Origin of the sequence: Mesorhizobium sp. M7A.F.Ca.US.005.03.2.1, assembly GCF_003997795.1 — a bacterium.
GTDB classification, from domain to species: Bacteria; Pseudomonadota; Alphaproteobacteria; order Rhizobiales; family Rhizobiaceae; genus Mesorhizobium; species Mesorhizobium ciceri.
In genome coordinates, this window is sequence record NZ_RZRP01000760.1 from 1 (window position 1) to 3,030 (window position 3,030).

At 63.8% G+C, this 3,030-nt stretch carries 3 protein-coding genes; 2 read left to right on the forward strand and 1 reads right to left on the reverse strand.

Annotation, left to right across the window (positions count from 1 at the left end; all coding sequences use genetic code 11):
• On the reverse strand, window positions 1-556 hold a 556-nt coding region (locus EN991_RS29755), incomplete at its 3' end, for a TetR/AcrR family transcriptional regulator (RefSeq protein ID WP_164769464.1).
• Window positions 557-797: 241 nt separating this feature from the next.
• Between EN991_RS29755 and EN991_RS29760 the strand changes: the two genes are divergently transcribed.
• A complete protein-coding gene (locus EN991_RS29760) occupies window positions 798-1,052 on the forward strand; it encodes a hypothetical protein (RefSeq protein WP_024502614.1) in 255 nt (84 codons plus the stop codon).
• Window positions 1,046-3,030 (forward strand): efflux RND transporter permease subunit (locus EN991_RS29765; protein ID WP_164755359.1); only part of this gene is annotated, 1,985 nt, incomplete at its 3' end. The genes EN991_RS29760 and EN991_RS29765, both read left to right, overlap by 7 nt.

The window sequence follows — 3,030 nt, forward strand, 5'->3', positions numbered from 1 at the left end:
GCCCTTCGGCCATGCGCACGAACTGGGTGCTCGGACCTTCGGTACCCACGGTCTGCACGCTGACACGCGCGCCCTCGAACAACAGCGACAGCGTATCGGCGAGCAGTTCGGCCTGACCAATGCCGGCATCCCGACATAGCGTCACAAGGCGCGCGCGCTGGGCTTCCTTGAGCTCCTTGATCACCAGCCTGGCCGGATGGTCCGGCTCGGTCAGCTCAGCGGCGGCGTTGGCCATGTCGCAGCCGCGGCCGTCCGCATTGAGCATGGCAGCCGCCTTGCGAACCCAGGCATGCAGTTGGGCAAGCTTGTCACCAGGGAATTCGGCCTCGAATGCTTCCCACATAGCGCCGGCCTTGGCCGCATTGGCGCGCAGGCATTCGACGATCAGTTCGTCCTTGGATTCGAAGTGACGATAGAGCGTCATCTTGTTCGTGCCGGCAGCTTCGGTGATGGCGTCGACGCCGACGCCCTTGATGCCATGCTTGTGGAACATGTCGCGTGCCGTCTCCAGGATCCGATCCCGGGGACGAGAGCGCTCCACGATGCCGTCTGCCATCATGATCTCCTTTCGTTTCCAAAAAACCCTCGGCCACCTCTTGACTAGGGTGTTACCGGTCTGTAACTTCCAGAATGTTACTTACTGGTAACACCTATATCGTCCACCGTCAATAACAAGGCCGTGAACGGCCCTGCCAGACGAGAGGGGCGAGAAACTGCCAATCATGCGGCCTCGGCCGGTGAAGAGATGAAAACGGTTCGCGAGCACGGGCTGCGAATCGACAGACAAGGAGCCGGCCATGCCACAGCGCCGCGATCTTACCATAGATGAAGCCGTCCGGGATCCGATGATCCGGCTGGTCATGAAAGCCGATGGCGTCGACCCGCGCGCCTTCGAGACGATGTTGCGCTCGCTCGCCGATACGCAGCGTGGCGAGGTGCCGTTGCTGCGTTCGCGGGACGGCCTCGGTGACAAGCGCGGCCAAAGGCTGTCCAGGGTTGCCAGCGCCTTCGGGCGGGCAACAGCAGCCGGAGAGGCGTGCGTGTCGTGGTAAACTTTTTCATTCACCGTCCGATCTTCGCCTCGGCGATCGCCATCATCATGGTGCTCGCCGGGTCGATTTGTTATTTCCTGCTGCCCGTCTCGCAGTTTCCCGACATCACGCCGCCGCAGGTCGTGGTCAGCGCCCATTATCCGGGCGCCAGCGCACAAGTGGTGGCCGACACGGTGACGACGCCGCTGGAGCAGCAGATCAACGGCGTGCAGGGCATGACCTACATGTCGTCGACGAGTTCCAATGACGGCTCCTCGACCATCACCATCACCTTCGATGTCGGCTATTCGCTGAGCACCGCCGCCGTCGACGTGCAGAACCGCGTCTCGCAGGCCGCCTCGTCGCTGCCGGCGATCGTCAACCAGGGCGGCGTGACGATCAAGAAGCAGAATCCGAACTTCGTCCTGATCGTCAACCTGACTTCGCCCGACAGTTCGGTCGATCCGGTGGCGCTGAGCAACCTTGCCTATCTGCAGGTGGTCGACCCGCTGAAGCGGCTGCCCGGCGTCGGCGACGTGCAGATCTTCGGCGAGCGGCGCTATTCGATGCGCGTCTGGCTCGATCCCGACAAGCTCGCCAATCTCGGCATCACCGCCGTCGATGTGCAAAACGCCATCGCCGAACAGAACGTCCAGGTGGCGGCCGGCAAGATCGGCCAGTCGCCGGCACCCGCCGGCACCGCCTTCGAGATGCAGGTCAACGCCGTCGGCCGCTTGAGCGATCCCAAGGAATTCGGCGACATCGTCGTGCGCGCCAACACCGATACCGGCTCGCTGGTCAGGCTGCGCGACGTCGCCCGCATCGAACTCGGCGCGCTGCAATATTCGTCGTCTGCCTTCTTCGGTAAAGACCCGACCGTGGTGCTTGCCGTTTACCAGATGCCCGGCTCCAACGCGCTCGATCTGCAGCAGCGCGTCAAGGACAAGATGCAGGAGCTGTCGGGCCGTTTCCCGAAGGGCGTGTCCTATGCGATGCACTACGACACCACCCGTTTCGTCTCGGCGTCGATGCATGACGTGCTGATCACGCTCGGCGAAGCGCTGGTGCTGGTCGTCGCCGTGGTGTTCCTCTTCCTGCAAAGCTGGCGCACGACGATCATCCCGACCATCGCCATTCCGGTGTCGCTGGTGGCGACGCTGGTCGTCATGGAGATGCTCGGCTTCTCGCTCAACATGCTCTCCCTGCTCGGCATGGTGCTGGCGATCGGCCTCGTCGTCGACGACGCCATCGTCGTGGTCGAGAATGTCGAACGACAGCTGGAGGCCGGGCTCAAACCGCTTGCGGCGACCAAGGCCGCAATGACCGAGGTCACCGGCCCGATCATCGCCACCACCGCGGTGCTGATGGCGGTGTTCGTGCCGGTCGCCTTCATTCCCGGCGTCTCCGGCAAGCTCTACAACCAGTTCGCACTGACGGTGGCGATCTCCGTCGGCATCTCCGCCTTCAACTCGCTGACGCTGAGCCCCGCGCTCAGTGCCGCCTTCCTGCGGCATCGCGGCGAAACGCAGTTCGCCCCGTTCCGCTGGTTCAACACCGGCTTCGACAGGCTGTCGCACGCCTATGCCAATGGTGTGCGCATCCTCATCCGTTTGCGCTGGATCATGCTCGGCCTGTTCGCGGCGGGGCTGGTCGCCACCTACTTCGTCTGGCAGCGCCTGCCCTCGACCTTCCTTCCGGTCGAGGACCAGGGCTATTTCTTCGTCGTCATCCAGTTGCCCGACGGCGCATCGCTGGAACGCACCGACGCGGTGGCGCAGAAGGCACGCGACATCCTGCAGGCGACGCCCGGCGTCGACATCGTCGGCTCGATCAGCGGCCTGAACTTCCTGACCAGTGCCGCGCAATCGAATTCGGCGGTCGAATTCGCCATCCTGAAGCCATGGGAGGAGCGGGGCCCCGACCAGAGCGCATCGAAGCTCGTCGCCGATGTGCGCGGCAAGCTGATGCAGATCCCGGAAGCCTTCGCGCTGAGCTTCGA